Below are 23,141 nucleotides of genomic sequence, written 5' to 3' on the forward strand. Positions count from 1 at the left end.
GAGCGTGGCAGTGAAGGCGCGCCATCGCTGAATCGGTGTTATCCGCAGGCTGCCCTGCTTTTGCCCGCAAAGTGATGAGAGCTGCCCCTACGGGGGCGGGCAGGTCTGCAGAGAGCAGCCAGCCTACTGTTGGGGACTTAGCCGGCCGGTGTCAGTGGCTGTGATAAGACGTCCTCCGCGCTGAAGATGCGGCCGGCAAAGCGCGGCAGCAGGCCCCGTTGTGCCCAACACTTTCCCCCGGCCTGGCATGACTGCTGTTTGACGCCAAACAGGTGGGCAGGAGTATGCGCGCAGCGCGTTCTCCAACCCGGCGGGGTCAGTTTCCGTTCAAAGGCCTCTGCGTACCACGGCTGGTACTTCAGCCCCCAGTTCCGGGAGAGGCCATGGCCTAGGAAAGACTCCAACTCCAACGTGGAGTGGGCCGATGTCCGGCCCATGAAGCGGCTGACGACGTCATCGAAGGTGAGATTCCAGCCGTGGTCGGACAGCGCCCGCTGTCCACTTTGATGACGAGCACCTCGCTCTCCACAACGGTGCCGTCGCAATCAAATATGACCAGATCCACGCGATCTTCCGTGCCTTAGTACTCCTTAGCGCTGTCCCAGTGCCGGCCGTCGCCGCGGTGACGCTTGGCGAAAGCCACACTCCGGGCGCTCAATAAAAAATTTGTCGGTTCCCGTTGACACGACCCCGGACGTGATGCTTATCTCTATTCAGACATCAGTCAAGTGCCAGAGGATGTCTGACAACCACCTACCAAGAAAGACTCTAATGCTTAACTTTGATCAGGACCGCTTCGTTGCTATTCAGAAGGGCTCCGTCGCCGTCGCGGAAAAGCTGGACGCCACGGTGCGGCAGTGCCTCGAGGACGGAGCGGAGAACCTCTTCTTCCTGGGAGCCGGCGGGGTGATGTTCCTGACCCAGCCTGCCTTGCGGCTGCTGCAGACCAGGTCCACGTTCCCCGTCCATTACGAGATGGGGGCCGAACTGGTCGAGGCTGACTCGGTCCACCTGGGTCCGAAGTCCCTGGTGATCATGCCCTCCCTGTCCGGGACAACGAAGGAGGCCGTTGCGGCCCTGGAGTTCGCGAAAAACAAGGGCGCCACCGTCATCTCGTTCACCGGCCACTCAGACACACCGATCGCGCAGAAGGCCGATTACAACTTCACCAACTTCGCCGAAGACGACACCTCGTCCGAAATGTTCTACCTTCAGACCCTGCTAGTCGCATTGTCGGTGATGCGGCACCGCGGAGAATTCGACCGGTACCAGGAAACTGTTGCCGAACTGCAGACGCTCCCCCGGCTCCTGGTGGACCTCAAGCAGTCCTTCGAGGAACGGGCCGCGGCCTTTGCCACGACCATCAAGGACGAGAAGTACCACATCATCACCGGCGCGGGGTCGACTTGGCCGGAAGCCTACTACTACGGCATGTGCATCCTGGAGGAGATGCAGTGGATCCGCACCCGCCCGGTCCACGCCTCCGATTTCTTCCACGGCACGCTGGAGCTGGTTGAAGAGGGCGTCAGCGTCATCGTCCTCAACGGCGAAGACGATTCCCGCCCCCTGACCGAACGCGTCCAGCAGTTCGCGCCCCGGTTCACCGACAAAGTCCACGTCTTTGACACCAAAGACTTCGACCTGCCGGGGATCTCCGCCCAGACCAGGGCCCTGATCTCCCCGGTGCTGCTCGCCACCGCATTCGAACGCATCAGCGCCCACCTCGAGGTCCTGCGCGATCACCCGCTGACCACCCGCCGCTACTACAAGAAGCTGGAGTACTAGGCCTGCGAAAGCACGCCGGGTACCAAGGAGAGGCCCAATCATGAAAGCACTTTTCAAGGCGGTCGCGGCCGCCGGCATCGTATCCGTGGCACTGACGGGCTGTGGTTCCAGCAGCACCGCAGAACCTGCCGCGGCCCCGGCTGCCGACCTGTCCAACGTCACGTACGAGGGCAGCGTCAGCGTCATCACACGCTACGCCGGCGGAAACGCCGCCTTCTTCGAAAAAATGGCCAAGGACTACGAAGCGGCACACCCCGGGGTCAAGGTCAACCTCCAGCAGGAATCCGACCAGGGCTACAAGGACAAAATCAAGACCCTCACCGCGTCCCAGAGCGTGCCCGATGTCTACTTCTCCTGGGCCGGAAATTACGCGGAGCAGTTCTACGACAACGGCCTGGCCCTGGACCTGACCAACGTCATCGCCCCCGAAACGGAATGGGGCTCCACCATGACACCGCAGGCACTGGAAGCCTTCACCAAGGACGGCAAGACCTATGGTGTTCCCCTCGGCCTGGACGCAAAGTACATGCTGTACAACAAGAAGCTCTTCTCCCAGGCCGGCGTCAAAGTACCGACGGACCTGGACGGCCTCCTGGCCGCCTGCACAGCTCTGAAATCCAAGAACATCACGCCCATGGCCTTTGGCAACAAGGACGGCTGGCCGGCCATCCACTACATCACCCAGCTCAACAGCTACAACGTTCCCGCCGATACGCTGGACAAGGACTACAAACCGGCGACGGCCTCTTTCGAGGATCCCGGATACAAGCAGTCCCTGGACCAGTTCGCCCAGATTGTTGACCAGTGCACCACCACCGGCAAGACGGCTAACGGTGCCGACTACTACTCGGAACGTGATGCATTCGGCCAGGGCAAGGCCGCGATGTTCTACGTCGAAAACCTGGAGTTCGCCGCCGCGGCCCCTAAGGGCAGCAAGGTCGAGGCGGACGGCTACGACCTCTTCCGCTTGCCGGCGCCCGCCGGGGCCAAGGGTGACACCAAGGCCCTCACCGGGGCGCCGGACGGATTCCTGATCAACTCCAAGGCCAAGAACCCGGCCCTCGCGGTGGACTTCATGAAGTTCGTCACGAGCAAGCAGAACGCCGAAGTCCTGGCATCAACCATCGGCTTCCCGAGCCCGGTCACCGGTTCACTGAACGAGCAGAACTCCACGCCCCAGCTGCGTGCGAGCATCGAGGACCTGCGCAAAGCCAGCCGCCTCTCGGTCTGGCTCGACACCGTCACCGTGCCCGGTGTCGCCGAGGCCTATCTGTCCGGCGTCGAAGGCATGATCAGCGGCACTAAGACGTCCGAGGACGTCATGAGCGCCGTGAAGACCGCGTCGGATCAGGCCAAGTAGCGTGTCCACCACCCAACAGAAGACGTTCCCGCCGCCAGGGCTCAGCACCCCGGCGGCGGGGACGCCCCTCCCCCGCCGCCGGAAGCCTGCCCGGAAGAAAAACACCTGGCACGGTCTGATCTGGGTGCTTCCTGGCCTGGTCACGCTGTTTCTCTTCGTCTACTACCCGCTGGTGCTGAACTTCCGCTACAGCCTGGAGACCTCCAACATCTTCACCGGGCAACAGCGGTTCGTCGGCCTGGATAACTACGCCCGGCTCGCCGCGGATCCGGTCTTCTGGAAGGCGCTGGTCAACAACTGCCTCTACGCAGGGATCTCCATCATCTTCCAGGTGTTCTTCGCCCTCGTGCTCGCCTCGCTCATCGAAAACCTGCGCAACGAACACTTCAGGGCGATCCTGCGGTCTGTCTACTTCCTGCCGTCGGCTATTTCCCTGACAGTGACAGGACTGCTGTTCGCCTTCATCTACCAGCCCCAAGGAGGCCTGCTTAACGGCCTGCTGGACGCAGTCGGCCTCGACACTCTGCAGCAGGCCTGGCTGGGCAACCCCGACACGGCGATGCTGGGGATCATCATGATGAGCCAATGGCAGGGCTTCGGATACTGCACGCTCCTCTTTGCCGTGGCCATCCAGCGGATTCCGCGGGAACTCTATGAAGCGTCAGCGCTGGACGGCATCGGCCCGGTCCGGCAGATTTTCTCGATCACCATTCCGCTGGTCCGCGAAATGACCGGGCTCATGATGATTGTCACGATCTCCGGAGCATTCCAGGTCTTCAATGAAGTCATGGTCACCACCTCCGGCGGGCCCGACAACTCAACCCAGGTGCTCGGCACGTGGCTGTACCGCAGCGGGTTCATCAAGAACGATTTCGGCTACGCCGCCGCCATCGCCACCGTCATCTTCATCATCACCCTGACCCTGGCCCTGATCCAGGTCCGCTACACCAACAAGAGGAGAGTCTGATGACCAGCCCCGCACGCCTGTGGCCCATCATCGGCCGGCTCGTCCTGACGGGCTTCCTGCTCGGACTGGTCATCATTGTCCTCTACCCCCTGCTGTGGATGTTCATCAGCTCGATGAAATCCAACTCAGAGATCCTCGGCAACCCGTTCGCCTGGCCGACCAGCCTCGATTTCAGCAGCTACGGCCGTGCCATGGACAAGGGCGTCGGATCGTATCTGTTCAACAGCGTCCTGGTGACAGCCCTCAGCGTGGTATCGACGACGCTGCTCAGCGCTTGGGCCGCCTTCGGACTGACCAGGATCAACATCCCCTTCAGCAAACCCATCCTGATGATCATCGTCGGAGGGCTAATGCTGGCCCCGACCGTCGCCCTTGTCCCCCTGGTGAAACTCATGCAGTCATGGGGGCTGTACGACACCTACTGGGCCCTGATCATCCTCTACACGGCCTTCCGCGTCCCGTTCACCACCTTCCTCATCCGCTCCTACATGATCGACCTTCCCATCGACGTGGACGAGGCAGCAGTGCTGGACGGCGCCAACCGGCGCCAGACCTTCTGGCGGGTGACCATGCCCATGTGCACCCCCATCATCGTCTCCGCCGTCATACTCCAGGTCCTCTTCGCCTGGAACGAATTCCTGTTCGCCCTCATTTTCATCGGATCCGACACGCTCAAGACCCTCCCCGTAGGCCTGGCCACCCTCTCATCGCGCGCCGTCACAGACTTTCCCTCCGTCTTTGCCGGGATGACCATCGCCGCGGTACCGATGATCCTGCTGTTCATCCTCGGACAGCGCTACTTTGTCCGGGGACTCGCCGAAGGCGTCGGACGCTAACCAAACCGCCCCCAACAAGCCCGCATGCCACTGAGGTGGCTACGGAAAGGACCCCCACGATGACAGCATCTGAGCGACCCGCCCTAGGGTCGATCGGTGACAACACGATCGACCAATACTTCGGATCCAGGAACCAGAGCTTCGTCGGCGGCAACGCGCTCAACGTCGCCATGCAATTCAGCAAGCTCGGGCACACCACCCGCTACGCCGGAGCCATCGGCCCCGACGAAGACGGGCACCGAATCCGCCGGGCACTGGAAGAAAACAACGTCATCATCGACGGTCTGATCGTCCTTGACGGGGTCACGTCAATCTCCAAAATCCGGGTGGAGCCGGACGGAGAACGCATCATCGCATTCGAGGACTTCGCGGTCTGCGCCGACTACAAACCCGACAGCCGAGAACTGGACGCCCTCGCCGAATGCGCCTTCGTCCACATTGGCATGAGCCCCTTCGCCGACGAAATCCGAAAAGAACTCAGCCGCAGGGGCGTGCGGATCAGCCAAGACTGCGCCGTCAGCACTGGATACGACCTGCTGGATGTCGCCTTCTGCTCAGCCGGTGATGACGTTGGTACCGCCAAGGCGATTGCCGAGTCGGCGATCGACGGCGGCGCCCGGCTTGCCGTGGTTACCTGCGGGCCGGCGGGCAGCATCGCCTACGACGGGACAGCCTGGACCCGGCAGCACGCTGACCCGATCGAGCCGGTGGACACCACCGGAGCCGGCGACAGCTTCATCGCAGGATTCATCTCCGCCCTTGCACGCGGCGAGGAGCTGGAATCCTGCATGCGGGCCGGCGCAGCCACGGCAGCCAAGACGTGCCTGCATTGGAGCGGCTGGCCGCAGGAAGGGCAATAATGGAAAAGCTCCGCTCCGGCTGCAGCAACATGCAAACAGCAGTCCGAGGTCACGCACGGACCGCTACAACTGAAGACCAGCCCTCTGCACACCTAAGGATCCACGATGACAACGTCCCTGAATCAGCCGGACGCCGGCCCCCAAACGGCCCCGGTGGGCGGCCGCGGCCTGATGTCGGTCCAGGTCAGGGACCGGCTCATCGCGTACTTCCGGGAGAACGGCACCAAACCCGGTGACCAGATCCTCAGCGAACCGGAGATAGTGGAGTTGTTCAAGGTAGGCCGCAGCACCGCCCGCGAAGCAGTGAAGTTGCTCGAACACGAAGGGCTCGTCGAAGTCCGGCCCGGACTTGGCCGGTTCCTGACGTCCCTGGCCACTGCGACCGTAGACCGCCCCATCACGCGGTTCGAATCAGTGACCGACCTGCTCAAGAGCCTCGGACATGACGCGCAGACCCTGGTGCTCTCCGCTGAAGAACACCAGCCCGATGCCATCGAGCGCGAAGCCCTGCAACTCGCCGAAGGAGAGACCGTCGTGCGGCTGGTCCGGCTCCGCTCCGACGGGGAAGAACCGCTGATCTTCAGCATCGACACCATCAGCAGAGCCCGCATCCCCGGCCCGATCAAATACGTCGACTGGAGCGGCTCCGTCTCCACCTTCCTCCGCGACCAGGGCTACCCGCTGTCGTTCTCCGCGGCCCGGCTTCAGGCCGTAAACATGCCCGAAGACCTGAAACGGCGGTACTCACTGGAAGGCCACGATCCGTGGTTCCTGATCACCGAAACAGCCGTCACCGCCAGCGGTGAACCTGTGCTGTACGCCCAGGACTACCACCGCGGGGACACCTTCAGCTTCAACGTCCTCCGCCGCTGACGGTCCCGCCACCGCTGCACACCAACAGCCAGCACCGAGCCTGGCCGCTCGGCCGAAACCGTTCATGCCGTCCCGCCGCCGCACTGCCGCGCGCCCGGACGACACCTAAACACCCCCGAAACGAGGAACCGTGCCCACCCGCAAGCAGTTCAAGCTCCACCCACCTGTCATCGCCGCAGACACCGACCAGTCGTACTGGCTGCAGTCCACCCGGGACCTGGACGACACGCCCGCCCCCGCACTGGACGGAGCCGTTACCGCCGATGTCGCGATCATCGGCGGCGGTCTCACCGGACTCTGGACTGCTATCCGGATCCTCGAAGCCGACCCCGATCAAAAAGTGACGGTCCTCGAGGCGGACATCTGCGGCTCCGGCGCCTCCGGGCGCAATGGCGGCCAGATCCATTCCTGGTTCGAAAGCCTGGACCGGCTGACCTCAGTCACCGGACCGGAGGAAGCCCTGCGGCTGGCTCACGCCACCACGGACGCCATCCAGGAATTGAAAGCACTCCAGGACGCGGGCGAAGTCGACATGGACCTGAGGCTCGACGGATGGATCTGGAGCGCAAGCTCACGTGCCCAGGAACAGGCCTGGGAGCCGGCCATGGAAAGGTGCCAACAGAACGGCGCCTCACCCTACCGGCGGCTGGACGCCGCCGAACTCAACCGCAGGACCGGCTCCAGCGTCCCGTACACCGGTGTTGTCGAAGAAACGGCCGGATCACTGAACCCCGGCAAACTCATGCGGAGCCTCAAGAAGTATGCGATCCGCAAGGGCGTAACGATCCATGAGCACACCCCTGCGCTCAGCATCACCCCTGGCGCCCGTGTATGTATCCAGACACCCGGGGGCGAACTCACCGCCCCCAAGGTCCTGATCGCCACAAACGCTTGGGCATCCTCCATTCCCGAGCTCCGCCGCAAGATGTATGTCGTTGACAGCCAGGTCGTCGTGACCGAACCCATCCCCGACCAGCTTGACGCGTTGGGCTGGAAGGCCGGGGAAGCCATCTGCGATGCCCAGAACCAGGTCCTCTATTACCAGCGAACCGTTGACGGGCGCATAGTTTTCGGCCGGGGAAGCGGCGGAACCATTTTCGGTGACCGCATCGGGGCCAAGATGAACCGCGACCCGCGATGGGTCCGGGACAGCATCAGGGAGCTCCAGCGCGTCTACCCCAGCCTTAAGGACGTCAGAATAGACTACGACTGGCTCGGACCGATTGACTGCGTTCCGGCGCATGTGCCGATATTGGGAAACCTTACCGGCCACGACAACATCTTCTACGCCGTCGGCTGGAACGGTACCGGCCTGGCCCAGATCCCCGCCTGCTCCCGCATCCTCTCAAGCATGATCCTCGGGCTGGATGATCAATGGGCGCACAGCAAGCTGATCAACCAGGCCACAGCTAAAAGCCTTCCCCCGGAGCCGATCAGATTCATTGGGGCAACGATCGTCCGGGCCGCCTTGATCCGGAAGAACGCAGCAGAAATCCGGGACAGGAAACCAGGCATCCTCACCGAAGCCGTGGTCCGGCTCATGCCCAAGGGAACCACCGAACACTAACTCGCCGCGCCTCCGCAGCCACTCGCCCCAACCTGATGAGGCGATCTACAGCCACGCCGAAGACAAGGACTGACCATGTACCGCCTGACAGGCTCCAGACGTTCCTATGACTGGGGATCCCCAACCTCCATGTTCGAATTTCTGGGAGGCAAACCCGACGGGGCACCCTTCGCGGAGCTGTGGCTTGGCGCCCACCCGACCGGCCCCTCCACAGCCCTTACACGCGCCGGTAACGCCCGACTCGATGAAGTCATCGAATCGGACGCCACCACACACCTCGGCCACGAAGTCCAGGCCGAGTTCGGGCGCCTCCCCTACCTGCTCAAACTGCTGGCTCCGGCACGCCCCCTGTCGATGCAGGTCCATCCCTCATCCGAGATGGCGAAGGCAGGCTTCCAAGACGAGGAAGCCCGCGGCGTGCCCTTGACAGACCCGGCGCGCAGCTTCAAGGACGAATACCACAAACCCGAAATGGTGTACGCGCTTAGCCGCTTCGAAGGACTCGTCGGTTTCCGGGCTACCGCCCAAGTCCATAATCTCTTGTCACGCCTCAGCGGGCCCGTCACACCCGCCCTCGACGCGCTCACCTCCGCCCCAGCCGACGACGGCCTCCAGGGCGCACTCCGTCAGCTCCTGCAGCTGAGCACAACGGATGTCGACCACGTAGTTGCAGCATGCCGCCATCTTGCCGCCACCAGCTCCCAGCCTGACGAACGCGCAGCTTATGGCACTGTTGAGGAACTGGCCGGCTTCTATCCAGGGGACGTCGGTGCGGTCGTTTCGCTGCTCCTGAATCGGGTCGTCCTGGAGCCTGGCCAACTGGTCTTTCTTGGCGACGGCATCCCCCACGCCTACATCAGCGGATTCGGCCTGGAGCTCATGGCTAACTCCGACAACGTGCTTCGCCTCGGACTAACCTCCAAACACCTCGACAGCAACGCCATGCTCGAAGCGCTCGACTTCACATCGTCCGGCTACGACGTGGAATCCGCTCCCAAGGGCGCCGTTACGCACGTGTTCGCCCCGCCGGTCCCCGAATTCGCGCTCTCCATCAGCAACCCTGGGAATGCGGACGGACCGCACACCATCCCAGGTGACGGACCCCGAATCCTCATCTGCGTGGAAGGAACCATACAGGCAACGACCGACGGGGAGCCCCAGGGACTGACCCTAAACCGCGGGGAATCAATCTTCGTCCCCGCCGCCGACGGCCCCCTCACCATCAAGGGCTCCGGAACGGCCGCACAGGCCTTCGTCCCTAAATAAACAGACGCCCCGTGCCGCGCTGCACTACGCGGGGCACGTCCTGCGGCGCCCCTCCTTTCACGCAGAAACAGAGGTTGAACGGATGAGAATCGGAATCTTCACCAGCGGCGGTGACTGCCCCGGACTGAATGCCGTGATCCGCGGTGCGGTCCTCAAAGGCATTGCCATCCACGGCCACGAATTCGTGGGGTTCCTCGACGGATGGCGCGGCGTGGTGGAAGGGGACATCATTCCCATCCCCCGCACGCTCGTGCGAGGCATTGCCAAGCAGGGCGGCACCATCCTTGGCACGTCCCGCACCAACCCTTTCGAGAACGGTGGCGGACCGGAAGTCATCAAGGCCCACATGGCCCGGCTCGGCATTGACGCCATCATCGCCATCGGCGGCGAAGGCACGCTCGCGGCCGCCAAGCGCCTCACAGACGCCGGCCTGAAGATCGTGGGCGTTCCCAAGACTGTGGACAACGACCTCGACGCGACCGAATACACGTTCGGTTTCGACACCGCCGTGCAGATCGCCACCGAAGCCATCGACCGGCTGCGCACCACCGGAGAATCACACCACCGCTGCATGATCGCGGAGGTCATGGGCCGCCACGTTGGGTGGATCGCATTGCATGCCGGCATGGCCTCGGGCGCGCACGCCATTCTGATACCGGAGCAGAAGGTCAGCATCGAGCAGATCACCAAATGGGTGACCGAGGCCCATGACCGTGGCCGTGCGCCGCTGGTGGTGGTAGCCGAGGGCTTCGTGCCGGAACACATGGAGTCCCCGCACTCCGAACGCGGCCTGGACACGTTTGGCCGGCCCCGCCTCGGGGGCATCGCCGACCAGCTCGCCCCGGAAATCGAAGCCCGGACCGGCATCGAGACCCGCGCCACCATCCTCGGCCACATCCAGCGCGGCGGCGTCCCCTCGGCCTTCGACCGCGTACTGGCTACCCGTCTGGGCATGGCCGCCATCGACTCCGTGGTCGAAGGCCGCTGGAGCACGATGGTCGCGCTGAACGGCACGGACATCGACCACGTCGGCTTCGAAGCAGCCCTGGGCAAGCTCAAGACAGTCCCCCAGCACCGTTACAACGAAGCCGCCGTCCTTTTCGGATAGGAGGTTTCCGGAGCAAGTCTCCGATAGCTGACATCACGTCGCCTTAACTACTACCTCGCCCTGGAAAGGTGTCGGAAGCTCGGCTATCGGGGTGTAACTCTTTGCCTTGGGAGAGGCAGCATGAGCCAGCCGTTGTGCCCGCCCGCGGCCAGTCATGTTGGAATGTTCGCGGATGCCTCAGGACCTTGGCTGGGGTCCGTGCCTAGTGGAACGAAACCAGCGCCCACGCCTTGAACCAAGCAGTCATGGAGAGCAGTGATGAGCTAGTTCAGCCCGAATGAAGCATATTCTAGGTCCGCATCATCCATCCAAGGCAATAATAATACTGGCGTAGTCACGGTTATCGGCGCCTTTAAATCCCTGGGGGACAGGCCTGAAAGGGCCCTCTCTCTACCTGCCAATGAGGGTTCTGTCAGGTGGCGGCGGGACTGAAAGCGTGTCTCCGTCGATGCTGTAGACGGTTTCGAATGTGTCGGTAATCCTGGTGATATCCTCTAGCGGCTCAGGCTGCTCCGCGGACCCTCGACAACCAAGACATCCCGCCCCACCACCGCGCCCCGCCGTTCTGTTCCTCCTCTACGCCCAGCCACTGACACGCATCGCCGGCATGCGATCCGATCAAATCAGCCGCACCGACGACGGTGAAACCGTCATCGTCTTCGACGACCAGCCGGTCCCGGTTCCCCACCCCTTCGACGAAATCCTTCAACAACACCTCGCGGGGCGGCAGAACGTGAATACCGCAGCCAACCGCACCTCTCCCTGGCTCTTTCCCGGTTACCGCCCAGGCGCTTCGCTACAGCACCCAAATCACCGAACAACACGCCAAACAAGCCGGCAACACGTGAGCCACCTACGCCTCTTACCGGCCATAGCACAGCGACACCGCGAGCCCGGATCCCCCCGCCCCAAAAGACCAGGACTGGCAGGATAGTGCTGTGACGATACGTGCTGCAGATAAAGATCCCGGGTCGATGCTGCTCCGGCTAAAGGTCTCGATCGTGGGAAGTGAGCCGGCCATCTGGCGGCTCCTCGAAGTCGACCCTTCCCTGACCCTGGACGGGGTCCACGAGGTCCTGCAAACGGCCGTTGGCTGGAGGGATTATCACCTGCATTCCTTCACGGACACCGATCCCTATGTTCGTCTGCGCGCTGTCAACGGGATCGTGCGCGAGCCCCGGCGCTGGGTCCCCCTGGACCTGCTGGAAGACTCTGACGACGACCTGCCCGAGACGGACTGGACCTTGGGCCAGATCCTCACCCCGGAATCCGGTCCCCTTTTCTATGAATATGACTTCGGAGACGGCTGGATCCACCGCCTCGAACTCACCGGAAACCTCCCCATGCCGGCCAACGCGCCAAGGGCGCGGCTCCTGGACGGCGCACGGCGGGCGCCGCTGGAAGATTCCGGTGGCATCGGTGGCTACCACGACCTGCTAGACGCCCTCGCAGACCCCGGCCACGAACAGCACAAAGACCTTCAGGCCTGGGTCGCCTGGACAGTCGGGCCATGGCAGGAATTCGACCCGGAACAGCTGGATATCAATGCCGTGAACAACGAACTGGCCCTGCTGTTCCCTGCTCCCTCTGCCAACGAACAACGCCCCGGAAGCCAGTCGCTGACCCAGGAACTCCCGAACCGGATGCCTCCCGGACTACGACGCGAATTCCGTTCATACCTGCTCGCCGCCGGCCTCGACGGCCCCGCAACGGTCGAACCAGACGTCGCCGAGGTGATGACCGCCCCCTATCTCTGGCTCACCCGCCGCATCGGGCCTGACGGTCTATCCCTCACCGCGGCCGGCTGGCTGCCGCCAACCGTGGTCCGCCAAGCAATGACCGAGCTCGGCTGGGCGAAGGACTGGATCGGCAAAGCCAACCGTGAGGACCAGACCCTGCCCGTCCTCCAGCTGCGCGAAAGCGCCCAGCGGCTCGGTCTGATCCGCAAAATCAAAGGCAGACTCGTACTCACATCCGCCGCCAAGCGGCTGCTCGATGATCCCGCAGGCCTTTGGCTTCTTCTGGCCCGCTCCATTGCCCACCGGCACCGCCATGACTCGGAGCGCGACGCGACGCTGTTACTCCTCCTTGAGGTCGCCGCAGGGAAACGAACCGACTGGGCCGACTACCTTGAAGCCATCTCCTTCGGCCTCGGCGCACTCGGCTGGAGCACCCGCGCCGGAGCCGAACTAGAACCGAACACCGTCCAAGCACTCCTCGTCGACGCCCGAGAAGTCCTGCTGAACCTCAGCATCTTCTGCGACCGCTTCGGGCTCGAAGAAAACACCGTCAAGCCGTCAGGGCAAGCCTTCGCCCGCGCAGCACTTCACTCATAGTCTCGAACCTTCACATGAGGCGTCCTGTTGTGGGTCGCGCCGTCGTAACTGAAGTCCGCAGCGCGGAACGTACTGGACGCCTCGGCGTGGCGGGCTGGGGCTGGGCGGTCCGCGGCCTGGGCACCTCGCGGGAACCATCGCCCGTCACACAGCCAGTAGTCACACAGCCGGCGCAGACCCGCTAAGCAGCGGGGCGCCAGGCAGCGCTACGGCCAGCCGGCCCGAAGGGGGGTGCCCCTGGTCTGTCCGGAAGCGGTCAAGCAAATGGGGTGAGGGGCGCAGCCCCAGTTCGGCGTCCAGCAGCGTGCTGTACTGGCGCAGGTACTCGTGGGCCGCGGCAATATTTCCTTCGTCGAAGCAGACGTCGATCAGGATGGCGTGCGCGGATTCCCTCAGCGGCTCAATGGCCTTGGCCCGCAGCGCGGCGTCCATGGCCTCGGGGTAGCGCCGCAGTTTCCGGAGCCTGACGGCCAGCGCCTCGAGTGCGTGCAGCTGCGTCTGCCTGAGCCGTTCGCGCTCCACCAGCAGCCAGTCCTCATCCCAGGCCGGCAGCAGCTCTCCTGTAAGCGGCGAACTGTTGATGTCGCCGGGAAACAGGTCCGCGTCCTGTGCCAGGAGCCGGGTCGCCTGGTCGCGGCATTGCTGGAGGTCCACCGCCACGGAGGCCCCCAGTGCCAGTTCGCTGCGTCCGGCAGAAACCAGGTCCTGCTGGACGGAGCGGATGCGCCACAGCGCCGTGCGGAGGCTTCCGTGCGCATGGTCGGCTGAGGAGTCGGCCCAGAGCCTGCCCACCAGGGCGTCCCGCGAACACTTCACGCCGTCCTGCCGGGCGAGGGCCAGGAAAGCGAGGACCCGCTGGGCGTGGAGCGGCAGGCGGACGCGGTCTTCCGCCAGGAAAAGTGAAAACCCGTTCAGGAGGTGGAGCCTCGGCTGGACAGCGGCGCCGGGAGCCGAAAAGCCGTGTGCCGGTAAGGAGTGTGCAGACGTCATTGAAGGACCCCACGTTGAGTCGGACGCGGAACAGTACTGGAGATCAGCCACGTGCTGAAGCTGGCGATGATCAACATCACTACGCAATGTTGATGTCCGGTGAGGCTTTCCGGCGGATCATGTCCGCCATGACAGCCGAATACTCCGTGATCGTACTGCGGGCCTGGCGTGACCCACAAGGCTTGATTGTCCGCGTCCTGACCACCGACGGGACGCGCCGCAGCTGGGTGGTGTTTGGCACTGCCAACCTGGTTGCCCTGCTGGAAACGCTGACCGCCGAGCTGGAACCGCCCGGTCCCGGAGCCGCAGCGGAAGGAACTACAGACGATTGACGGTGGAGCATACAGCCCGGCCCCACGCTGAAATTCCCATCCCTAAGGAGGCTGTCATGGACGTCCAGTCCGGCTTCGCCAGCGAGGCGCTTTTCTCCGGCCTGTCATTGGCCGAACCTCCCGCCGCTCCCGCCAGTCCCCAGGCCGTGCCGGAGGCAACCCTGAATTCCCCCTTCCCGGCCCGCTTCATCGCTGAGGCCTTCGCGCCGGAGGCGGAGGAGGCCGCGGTCTTCTTCGCGGAGCTGGAGGATGAAGACTTTGTGGACTCGCTGGACCAGCTCATCAATGATGCAGCCGCCCACCAGCTTGCGGACCAACGGAACTGGTCTTCCCTCCCGGCCGAGGCCGATTCCAGGGCTTCGCTGGAGGACTGGATCGAGCCCGTGGCCACCGAAGCCGAGCGGACCCTGGACGGGTTCGCCGAACGGCTGGCGGGCCAGGACATCTATGGCATGCCGGCGCAGGAATTCGAGCAGCTGCTGGAAGCCGCGGGCAACGCGGGCCAGTTCGCGCCGACCGGTTACGAGAACTTCCTGGGCGGCATCCTCCGGGCCGGCAAGAAGCTGGTGAGCGGCGCCGTCGGGCTCGTCAAGAAAGGCGTCGCCGCCGTCGGCAAGATCCTGCCGGTGAATCTGCTGCTCAACAAGCTCAAGGGCCTGGTCCGGCCACTGCTCAAGCGCGTCATCAGCGCCGCCATGAATCGGCTCCCGGCAAGCGTCCGTCCGCTGGCACGCAAACTGGCCGCGAAGCTGGGGGTTGCGGAGGCCGAAGCCGAGGACCATGCCTCGGCCGAGGGCCTGGCCGAAGTGTTCGGGCTCGAGGTCGCGTCCCTGCTTTACGCGCCCGAGGCGGAGGAAGAACTGGGCGAAAGCCTCTTCGAGGTCCGGGACTACGAGTCCACGGATTCACTGACAGCCCTGGAGGCGGCGCGGGCCACCTTCACTGAGCGGCTCGCCGCCCTGCCCGACGGCAGCACACCGACTGCCGAGGTTGAGCAGTTCCTGCCGGCCGTGATGGCCGTGCAGCCGCTCATCAAACTGGGCATCTCGATCATCGGCCGCCAGCGGGTGGTGAAGTTCATCGCGGACATCCTCGCCAACCTGGCCAAGGGCCTGATCGGCGACGGGCCCGCCAGGATGCTCGCCACACCGGTCGCGGACCTGGGCCTGAAGGTATTCGGCTTCGAGACCGGCGCGGAATCTGACCGGATCCGCGCGGCCGAGGCAGTGGCCTCCACCGTGGAAGGGGCAGCCCTGCGGCTCTTGGAACTGCCAGAGGCCGTCTTCGAAGACCAGCTCCAGCTGGCCGCGGCGGCACAGGAAGCCTTTGTGGATGCAGCAGCCGCTTACCTGCCGGACCGGGTCCTGCACCAGGACCTCCCGGAACGCGAAACAGCCGGCGAATCCGGAGTGTGGGTCCTGATGCCTCGCTCGGCCAAGCCGCGCTACAAGTTCCGCAAATACACTCGTGTCTTCGCCATCCCCATCACGCGCCAGGCGGCGCGGGCCATCCGCTGGTCCGACGGCGGCACCTTGGAAGGGCACCTGCTGGACCGGGGCGTCCGGAGGTGGCCGCTGGAAGCCGAAGTTGACCTGTTCGAGGCCATTCCCGGCACCCAGTTCGGGCACCTGACCCAGGACGAAGCCACAGACGAAGCGCTCGCCGCGGACAGCAGCGAGTTCCAGCTCCTCACCCCGGACATCGCCGGCCTGCTGCTGCACGAACCCGCGCTGGGCAAGACCGCCGCCTCAGGTCCCGCGGGCGGACGCGCCATGGGGCGTGCCAGGCCGCAGGTGGGCCGCCGGTACTTCCGGATCCGTTCAGCTGCCTTGGGCCGGGTCAACCGGGCCAAGCGGCTCGCGCGGCGGCTCCGGGTGATCATGGAACCGTCCAAGCGCCGCCTGCGCGTGCAGCTGCGGCTCTCCGAACGCCAGGCCCAGCAAATCCTGGCCATGCTGCAGCCGTCGTCGCCTGCGGCCCGGCGGGACCTTCCCTCGGTGCTCGCAGCGCTGCGGCAGCTGTACGAACCCCGGCTGCCGCAGATCCTGGCGGCCAGGATGGTGCGGCACGCCCTGGCAAAGGACGCCGCCGAAGCAGCCGCACCTGTGGAGGCCCTGCTGAAGGCCCTGGCCGGGTCGCTGTCCAAGTTCCTGACCCAGCGGGCGGCCCAACTGGCGGCGGCCGTGGCCGAACCGGCGAACGGCGTCACCATCTCGATCACGTTCCAGGACCTCACCAAGGAAAAACTCGGCTCAACGGTCCAGCTGCCCGAGGTGGCAGTGCAGGCGGGGTGGAAGTCCAGTGGCCAATGACTTCGCCGCGGAAAAGGATGCCCTGGCCCTCGAGGTCCGGCACTGGCACCGGGCCAGCGCCGCGCTGACGGACCTGGAAGTCCTCGCTTCCTCGGCCTCATGGCAGGCGCTGGAAAGCTACATGGGCCTGAGCATCCGGGCGAGCCTCCGGGCCCTGGCCACCGGCGTCACCGCCGAGGCCGGCGTCCTTGCCGCACGGCTTGCCACGGCCGCCGGGCCGGAGGAGCTGGCCGGAATCCGTACCGCACTGCTGCGGCTGCGGCGCCGCTACGAGCAGGTGGAGACGGTCCTCGATTTCTACGGCGACGCCGTCAACACCCGCACGAGCCCCCGCCTCGGCGCCGTTCTGCGCGGGCTCGATGCCCTGGCCGTGGACAGCATGGACCGGGTCCTGCGGCCGCTGGGGCTGGCCACCCCGCCGGTCCTGACCTACCTGGACAAAGGGATCGGCGCGTCCATCCTCCGGTCCGGTGCCCGGTTGTGGGATGCCTCCCTCTCACCGGTGGCGGCCATCAAGATCACCCGGCACAATTTGTGGCGGCCTACCTCCTTAATTCATGAGACAGGCCATCAGGTTGCCCATATGACGGGCTGGACGGCCGAGCTGGGCACGGCACTGTATGACAGGATGGCTCCCGTTTCGGTCCTTGCCGCCGAAAGCTGGCGGGCCTGGGCCAGCGAAGTAGCTGCCGACGTTTACGCCTTTGCGTTGCTGGGGTACGCGCCCCTGCCGGCCCTGGCCACCGTGGTGGACGGCCCCACGAGCAAGGTGTTCCGGATGCCCTACGGTGACCCCCATCCCTTCGGCTGGATCCGGGTGCTGTTCAATGCGGGCCTCTGCCGCTCCTGGTTCGGCCCCGGGCCGTGGGACGGCATCGCGCGGACCTGGATGACCCGCCACCCCCTGGCCAAGGCATCCCGTGACGTCCAGGCCATCAGCAAGGCGAGCCTGGCGCAGCTTCCGGCGTTGGCGGACGTGTGCACCCGGACGCCCTTGCGTGCGTTCGGCGGCGCGTCGCTCGCGGCGCTCGCGGACCCGCGCTCCGTTGCCCCGGCGGAACTTGCCCGGCTTGCCGAAAGGGCGGGCGCCTCCCTTTACACCTCCAGTTACCTGCAGCGCCTGGAGGCGATGCGCGTGCTGGCCTGGACCGTGCTGAACGGCCAGTCAGTGACAGGGTCCGACGACGGCGTCGAACTTTGGCTTCGAAGGATCGGCGGCGCTGCGGCCGCCGCAGCCTGACCCACCAACGGGAATAACAGTTACGAAAGGACGAATGTCATGGCAGAGGACACGGGCCCGGCCCGGGCATCAGCCCGGAGTTCTGCGGCCAAACAAGGGACCAAGGCCGACGACCCCGCTGACGGCCAGCCGGACGCGGAGGAGCTGACGCTGGCCGTTGCCAAGGCGATCGGTGAACAGCTCAGCGGCGCCATCCGGGACGTGTTCAGCGAACAGCGGGACATCTTCGCCGGGCAGGCGGCGCTGCGGGAAGCTGACTACGTCCTGGTCCGAGAGATGGTGCAGGAACAGATTGCACGGCGCGAAAAGGACGCGGAACTGCTCAAGAAAATTGAACAGTCCGAGACCAAACGCCCGGATCCTGCCCCCATGGCCCGTCGCATCGACGCGGAACCAGGGCAGTTGCTGCTGGGCCTGCAGTTCAACGCCCTGAGCAATGCCCTCTCAAGCCGCAAGCGCACCCGCGTGGGCCGCGACGACTCGCTGATTCCACCGCCGGAAATCCGCAAGGTTACCGTTGGCCAAAAACAGGTCTTCACACTGACCTTTGTGGCAGCCCTCCCCTCTGCGGCGGCCACCGTGGGGATCCAGTACCTGGATGACCAGCCCAAGGACTTTGTCCGGGTGGACAAGCTCTCCGGCAACAGCCTGGACCTGGCCTCAGACCGGGTGCAGTTTGTTGAGCTGTTCGATGGGCGTGCCCTGCCGATCGCCTACGGAATCCCCTACCGGCGCTGATATCAAGAACCCTTTGGAGGCCCACGATGTTTCGTACCCTTGCCCGGCTGGTCGTTGACCCGACACTGCTAAACTCCGCTGCCACGCCCAATCCGGACGTGGTGTTCGCCCACAATCCGCGGCAGCTCAGCCGGTGGCTGGAGGAAGTGTTCGCGGTCAACGGTGTGGTCAAATACGTGCCCAACCCGGCGCCCACCATCACGGCAGCCACCGGCCAGCAGGCTGTCATAGACGGCCTCAAGATGCCCCCGTTGCTGCTGGCCGAACTTCCCAGCGCCATCACCCAGGGCACCACCATTCCGCCCGGTTACAAGGTGAACCCGCTGCTGGGGACCACCACGCCCCTGCCGTGGGACCACCTGATCTATGCCTTCCTGCTGGAGAACACCGGCATCGTGGAGATCCTGGGTGAGGTGGTGCGGCGCTACAAGGTGGGCGAAACCATGGCCCCGCCATCGGTCCAGACGCTGGTGTGGGCCCGGAACACGGAGGAGCTGTTCTTCCGTGATCCGCCGGCCTTCCACATTCTGGGGGTCACTAGCCAGCTCCGCCCGGACGCAAGGGTGAACCGCCGCAACGCGTACTGGCGGATGTTCGGCCGGGACCTGTCCCATCCGCCGCTGGGTGCGCCGTTGGAGGGCCAGCCGTGGAAGCGCGACGTCGGGGCGGGAGCCAACAGCCGTTTCTTCGACATTTGGGAGGAGCTGCTGCGGCAGGTCTGGCAGGGCATCCTGAACGACCGGAACCAGGGCGGCCCCAACGCCACGGACCGCAGCTACATCGCCTACCTGTGCCAGTCCCTGTCGGAGATGCTTACCATGCGGCGACGCGGCGGGATGCTGGCCCAGGAGGAGTTCGCGTATGTCACCATGCTCAACTGGTTCCACCTGACGGTGGAGTACGAGACGCCGGTGGTCAAGGACCTCAAGGCCGAGGCCGGCACCAACGGCAACCCGGCGGACCGGCTGGCAGCCATCGGCGCCCGAGTGGGGATCAATCCGCCGCGGGAAAGCCGGGAGCTGTTTGAACTCGCCGGACTGCTGTCACCGCTGATGTGGTTCATTGAAAACGGCGCCTTCAACGACGAATCCGATGCCGAGATGCTCTACCACTCCAACCTTGTTCCCAACCCGGTGGTGGCCGATGCGATGATCCGGATCATCGACCTGTGGCAGTCGGCCACCGGCACCCGGATCAAGGACCCCACGGTGGTGTCGGTCAGCCCCGACGCCAGGCGTCCGGCCCAGCCGCTGCGGCTGCCGGAACCCACGCCTAACGCTGCCGCTCCGGTGTTTACACCCACCAGCAATGGCACCAAGGCCAAGGTCTAGGACCCGGGGGCACGATCATGGAGGACTACTCAGTGGCGCAGCTGTTCGCGGTCAACGGGAACGGCGAGGCGCACCAGGAGCACACCGGCTGGCCGGTGAAACAGGACGTCTTCTCTTTCCAGAACCAGGCCGAGTACCCGCCGGCCCCCACGGAGGCGTTCGCCGGGGACTTGTCAGAAGAAAGTGCCGGAACGGAACATTCCGCCGGGGAAGAGTACGACGGCGGCGGGTACAGCGGGCAGCCGGGTGAAGCCCTGTGGAACCAGACGCTGGAGGACCAGACGCTAGACGATGAGGCACCGGGAACCACGACGGCCGAGGACTACGACAACCTTACCTGGGGCGAGCAGGAAGACTCGGCGTTCGCCTCGTGGGCGGAGGCGGCAGACCTGCAGGAGACAAGTGAGGCCACCACCTGGGAAGTGCAGGAGGATCTGGCAGGCGGCCAGGCCGGCGTCGGACCCGTGGAGTCCCCTGACCGGCTGTGGGAGACCGGGCCATCCCGGACGGTACCGGCCGGGCGCCTGGTGATTAACCGTTTCCCCCAGCTCCGGGCCCATAAGGGCTCGGCGCCGGATCTCCTGCTCAAGTGGAACAGCATGCCGCAGGATGTTCAGACCGTGGATGTGGTGATTCACCTGCACGGCTATTCGGGCAAGCGCGCCGGCATGAGCATCATCCGGGACAAGGAGCCTGCCAGCGGTCTTGATTTCGCTGACCCGGCCCAGCCCGGAACACCCGGCCGGACTGCACCAACCCTCGCAGTCCTCCCCCGGGGGAACTACTTCGGCGGCAACAGCGGCGCCGGCTACTCCTTTCCCGAACTGAGCAAGCCCGGGGCCATCCAGAAGCTGGTGGCAGCAGGGCTGGAGGCGTTTAACCGGGAAGCCGGCACCGCCGCCGCGGCGGGGAAGCTGATCCTGACCGCGCACTCCGGCGGCGGGGCACCGCTGATGGCCATCCTCCGGCACACCGATCCGGACGAGGTCCACACCTTTGATGCCCTCTATTCGGATCCCACCGCGCTCATCGCATGGGCACGACGCCGGATCGCGGCCGGGAGCGGCGCCCTCCGGGTGGTCTTCCGGCCGGGTGAGCCCACTGCACGGAACAGCGACCGCGTGGCGAAGTCGCTGAAGCAACTGGCCCCGCCGGCGTCGTTCCGGGTGGAAGCCACCAAGGTGCCGCACAACGACATCCCCCGGAATTTCGGCTGGCTGCTGCTGCGGGACGCCGGCACTCCCCTGCCCGGCGCCACCGCCCGGGAAGCGGAAGCCGAAGGAGCCGAGCTGTACTTCGGCGAGACCGGCTGGCGCTTTGACGGTGCAGTCGGCGAGGGTGCAGCCGGTGAGGCGGATCCCGGTGAGTCACACTTCGATGAGTCGCAATTCAGCGGGGCGGAAGCGGGCGAGGCGGAAGCGGGCGAGGCGGGAGCCGCCGTCGGGCTTTCCGAAACGGAAACGGACGAAACGGAAACCGAAGCCGGGGAGCCCGAGGCCGGCGAGTGGGAACTTGCCGCGGCGGAGGCGGAGGCTGAGGACATCGGCGAGCACGAGGTTTTCCCGTCCGGGGCCACGCTGCCCACCACTACAGGCAAGACGGGCAAGGGCGAGGAGCACTGGGATCCGAACAATGCCGGGCTGCCGCTCTACGACACGGGCACGGCTGTCCGGGCGAGGAAGCTGGCCCCCAACTTTACGGTGGGCGAGCTGGTGTTCAGCGGCAACCAGTTCGCCGACAAGGCACGGATTTCCCCGGCGCTTGTAGCGGCGCTGCAAAAAATCCGCGACCGGGTGGGCAGGCCCGTCAGGATCACGTCCGGGTACCGGTCCTGGCAGCGGAACGTTGCGGTGTACAGCCAGGCCCGCCCGCCCAAGAAGCCCACGCTCAGCCGGCACTGCAGCGGCCAGGCAGCGGACATTACCGTGGCCGGGATGTCCGGACTGGACATCGCCAAGGCGGCGGTGGACGTCCTCGGGGACGGGATCGGTGTGGGCATCGGCACCGGGTTCGCGCACGTCGATGTCCGTGGCAAGTGGACCGTGTGGACCTATATCTCCGGGGCTGCCGGCGCAGCCGCGGTGGCGCAGCTCAACGCCCACCGCGCGGGCCGGAAAGCAGCGCCTGCCCCGGTACCGGCGCCGCAGACCTCGGACCGGGCGGCCGGCCGGGTGGTCCGCGGCACGTTCAGCAGGTGCGCTACAGGCGAGCAGCCGGGCGCGCGTGCCATGGCCGACCAGTGGCGCCGGCTCACCGGCCGGCAGGCTGGGACCTTCAACTGCCGGAAGACTGAATCGGGCACGCCGTCGCTGCACGGCGAAGGGCGGTCCATCGACTTGCACGGGCGGGTGGACCGGCCGGCCGAAAAGGCCCAGGCGGACGCGTATGTGGCCTGGATGCAAAGCAACGCCGTGGAACTGCAGGTGGCGTACCTGATCTGGAACCACAACCAGTGGAGCTGGGCGCGCCGGGCAGAGGGCTGGCGCCCGTACGGCGGAAACAACAAACACATCGACCACATCCACGTGGACCTGAGCTGGGAAGGGGCCAAAAACCCCAGCCCGCTCTTCAGTGGCGTCGTGCCGGGCCTGGGCGGGGCACCGGCCCCCGCTCCCCCGCCTGTTCCGAAGCCCGGGCCGGCTCCCGCCCCGAACACCGGCGTCCCGGCGCACGTGCAGGAGTTTGTACGGCTTTACCGGCCGGAGGCGCAGCGCGGGCAGCAGGACAGCGGCGTTCCCTGGCTGGTGACCCTGGGCCAGGCGGCGCTCGAATCCGGCTGGGGCAAGAAGGCACCGCGGTACAACTTCTTCGGCATCAAGGCAAAAGCCACCGATCCCGAGCCACGCCGGCAGCTGCTGCAGACCCGGGAAGTCCTGGGCCATCCGAACGGCAAGTTCCCCCGGGTGATCTCGGTGACGCCGCGCGCCGACGGCAGGTTCGACTACGTGGTGATGGACTGGTTCCGGGCCTATGCCTCGGCCGCGGAATCCTTCGCGGACCACGGCGATTTCCTGCGCAGGAATGCCCGGTACAGGCCGGCGTTCCAGCACCCCGGCGATCCGTACGCCTTCGCCAGGGCTGTCGCCGCCGCCGGTTACGCCACTGATCCTTCCTACGCGGCCACGTTGTCGTCCGTGATGCGGCTGATTGAAAGGGCCGCCTGAGGGCAGTCCGTGACTGCTGGCCGCTTCCCTCCCCAGGGGAAGCGGCCACCGGCCGTCCGGTGCCGTGCCGGGCCAT

General features: G+C 65.4%; 18 protein-coding genes. 16 read left to right on the forward strand and 2 right to left on the reverse strand.

Going from position 1 to position 23,141, the window contains the following annotated elements; all coding sequences use genetic code 11:
• The first annotated feature begins 771 nt into the window (after window positions 1-771).
• The 9 genes from AC6CH3_RS07725 to AC6CH3_RS07765 all read left to right on the forward strand — a co-directional run bounded on the left by AC6CH3_RS07725 (window position 772) and on the right by AC6CH3_RS07765 (window position 10,622).
• Window positions 772-1,785, forward strand: a complete 1,014-nt coding sequence (locus tag AC6CH3_RS07725) for an SIS domain-containing protein (RefSeq protein ID WP_498131872.1) — start codon at window positions 772-774, stop codon at window positions 1,783-1,785.
• Between the two features lie 40 nt (window positions 1,786-1,825).
• Entirely contained in the window at window positions 1,826-3,145 is a 1,320-nt protein-coding gene (locus tag AC6CH3_RS07730; RefSeq protein WP_498131873.1) for an ABC transporter substrate-binding protein, read from the forward strand.
• A gap of 1 nt (window position 3,146) precedes the next feature.
• The gene (locus tag AC6CH3_RS07735; protein WP_498131874.1) at window positions 3,147-4,112 is read left to right on the forward strand and encodes a carbohydrate ABC transporter permease; all 966 of its coding nucleotides are present in this window, start codon (window positions 3,147-3,149) and stop codon (window positions 4,110-4,112) included.
• Entirely contained in the window at window positions 4,112-4,948 is an 837-nt protein-coding gene (locus tag AC6CH3_RS07740) for a carbohydrate ABC transporter permease (RefSeq protein WP_498131875.1), read from the forward strand. The genes AC6CH3_RS07735 and AC6CH3_RS07740 overlap by 1 nt, the downstream gene beginning before the upstream one ends.
• A 59-nt stretch (window positions 4,949-5,007) precedes the next feature.
• Complete coding sequence (locus AC6CH3_RS07745; RefSeq protein WP_498131876.1) at window positions 5,008-5,808, forward strand: PfkB family carbohydrate kinase; 801 nt, start codon at window positions 5,008-5,010, stop codon at window positions 5,806-5,808.
• A 105-nt stretch (window positions 5,809-5,913) separates the two neighbouring features.
• Window positions 5,914-6,681, forward strand: a complete 768-nt coding sequence (locus AC6CH3_RS07750) for a GntR family transcriptional regulator (RefSeq protein WP_498131877.1) — start codon at window positions 5,914-5,916, stop codon at window positions 6,679-6,681.
• A gap of 130 nt (window positions 6,682-6,811) precedes the next feature.
• Window positions 6,812-8,248 carry an NAD(P)/FAD-dependent oxidoreductase gene (locus tag AC6CH3_RS07755; RefSeq protein ID WP_498131878.1) on the forward strand — a complete coding sequence of 479 codons (1,437 nt, stop codon included), beginning with the start codon at window positions 6,812-6,814 and terminating at the stop codon, window positions 8,246-8,248.
• Window positions 8,249-8,323: 75 nt separating this feature from the next.
• Entirely contained in the window at window positions 8,324-9,514 is a 1,191-nt protein-coding gene (manA, locus tag AC6CH3_RS07760; RefSeq protein ID WP_498131879.1) for a mannose-6-phosphate isomerase, class I, read from the forward strand.
• Window positions 9,515-9,596: 82 nt separating this feature from the next.
• Window positions 9,597-10,622: a 6-phosphofructokinase gene (locus AC6CH3_RS07765; RefSeq protein ID WP_498131880.1), complete on the forward strand. Its 1,026-nt coding sequence runs from the start codon at window positions 9,597-9,599 to the stop codon at window positions 10,620-10,622.
• A gap of 502 nt (window positions 10,623-11,124) precedes the next feature.
• Here the strand turns inward: AC6CH3_RS07765 and AC6CH3_RS07770 are convergent.
• Window positions 11,125-11,331 (reverse strand): hypothetical protein, encoded by a 207-nt coding sequence (locus tag AC6CH3_RS07770; protein ID WP_498131881.1) that lies wholly within the window; start codon window positions 11,329-11,331, stop codon window positions 11,125-11,127.
• A gap of 229 nt (window positions 11,332-11,560) precedes the next feature.
• Here AC6CH3_RS07770 and AC6CH3_RS07775 point away from each other — a divergent pair, with 229 nt between their 5' ends.
• Entirely contained in the window at window positions 11,561-12,958 is a 1,398-nt protein-coding gene (locus AC6CH3_RS07775) for a plasmid pRiA4b ORF-3 family protein (protein ID WP_498131882.1), read from the forward strand.
• A 159-nt stretch (window positions 12,959-13,117) separates the two neighbouring features.
• Here the strand turns inward: AC6CH3_RS07775 and AC6CH3_RS07780 are convergent, their stop codons facing one another.
• A complete protein-coding gene (locus AC6CH3_RS07780) occupies window positions 13,118-13,948 on the reverse strand; it encodes an AfsR/SARP family transcriptional regulator (protein WP_498131883.1) in 831 nt (276 codons plus the stop codon).
• A 92-nt stretch (window positions 13,949-14,040) separates the two neighbouring features.
• Between AC6CH3_RS07780 and AC6CH3_RS07785 the strand changes: the two genes are divergently transcribed.
• Genes AC6CH3_RS07785 through AC6CH3_RS07810 form a run of 6 tightly spaced genes read left to right on the forward strand, consistent with a single transcriptional unit; the run spans window position 14,041 to window position 23,065 of the window.
• Complete coding sequence (locus AC6CH3_RS07785) at window positions 14,041-14,280, forward strand: hypothetical protein (RefSeq protein WP_498131884.1); 240 nt, start codon at window positions 14,041-14,043, stop codon at window positions 14,278-14,280.
• 56 nt (window positions 14,281-14,336) lie between these two features.
• The gene (locus AC6CH3_RS07790) at window positions 14,337-16,592 is read left to right on the forward strand and encodes a hypothetical protein (protein ID WP_498131885.1); all 2,256 of its coding nucleotides are present in this window, start codon (window positions 14,337-14,339) and stop codon (window positions 16,590-16,592) included.
• Entirely contained in the window at window positions 16,582-17,832 is a 1,251-nt protein-coding gene (locus AC6CH3_RS07795) for a hypothetical protein (RefSeq protein WP_498131886.1), read from the forward strand. Before AC6CH3_RS07790 ends, AC6CH3_RS07795 begins: the two co-directional genes overlap by 11 nt.
• A gap of 39 nt (window positions 17,833-17,871) precedes the next feature.
• Complete coding sequence (locus tag AC6CH3_RS07800; protein ID WP_498131887.1) at window positions 17,872-18,570, forward strand: hypothetical protein; 699 nt, start codon at window positions 17,872-17,874, stop codon at window positions 18,568-18,570.
• A gap of 26 nt (window positions 18,571-18,596) precedes the next feature.
• Window positions 18,597-19,901, forward strand: coding sequence for a hypothetical protein (locus AC6CH3_RS07805; protein ID WP_498131888.1), 1,305 nt, complete (start codon window positions 18,597-18,599; stop codon window positions 19,899-19,901).
• 17 nt (window positions 19,902-19,918) lie between these two features.
• Window positions 19,919-23,065, forward strand: a complete 3,147-nt coding sequence (locus AC6CH3_RS07810; RefSeq protein WP_498131889.1) for a glucosaminidase domain-containing protein — start codon at window positions 19,919-19,921, stop codon at window positions 23,063-23,065.
• The last annotated feature ends 76 nt before the right edge of the window (window positions 23,066-23,141 follow it).

Source organism: Arthrobacter sp. GQ119, assembly GCF_059759125.1.